This is a genomic window from Halomonas sp. GXIMD04776 (genome assembly GCF_049808615.1).
GTDB lineage: Bacteria > Pseudomonadota > Gammaproteobacteria > Pseudomonadales > Halomonadaceae > Modicisalibacter.
In genome coordinates this window covers 1-550 of record NZ_JBNCAN010000071.1, presented here as the reverse complement: position 1 = coordinate 550, position 550 = coordinate 1, and the positions used below count along the sequence as shown (strand labels likewise).

Here is a 550-nt window from a genome sequence, read left to right as displayed (position 1 = left end):
CCTGAATCCGTGAGACCGGCCCCCAGGAATGCTTCTAACCTACTGAACTGCATGGCAATATAGCGAATATCGCCATTCACCCAGACAGTGCCATGCCCAACGTCAAGTTCCGCGCCAGTCGCCGCACCCTCACCAGCCACGCCGGGCTGTCCATCATCGGGCAATGCTTCGAGATCGCTGGCGTCGACAGCATCGACAGCCGCTTCCCCACCACGCTGGGCATGCGCACCAGTGACGTGATCAAGAGCTACCTGGGCCTGCTGTGTCTGGGCATGAGCGACTATGACGCCATCGAGAACTTCCGCCGCGACAAGCCCTTCCAACAACTGCTGACCCTGCAGAAGGTGCCGAGCGCGGCGACGCTGCGACAGCGGCTGGAGAAACTTGCCGCCAACGACCTGCAGGCGCGCACCGCCACCTGGTCCACGACCCTGCTGTCACTGGTCGAGGCACCGATCACCGCCGAGACGACGCACGTCTGCCTGGACATCGACACCTTCGTCATGGACAACAGCAACTCGAAGAAGGAAGGCGTCTCGCGGACTTACCA

General features: G+C 62.0%; 1 pseudogene. It reads left to right on the top strand.

Annotated elements, in window-relative coordinates:
• Positions 1-92: 92 nt before the first annotated feature.
• Positions 93-550: pseudogene (locus tag ACPF7Z_RS19435) on the top strand (IS1380 family transposase); the annotation flags it as partial.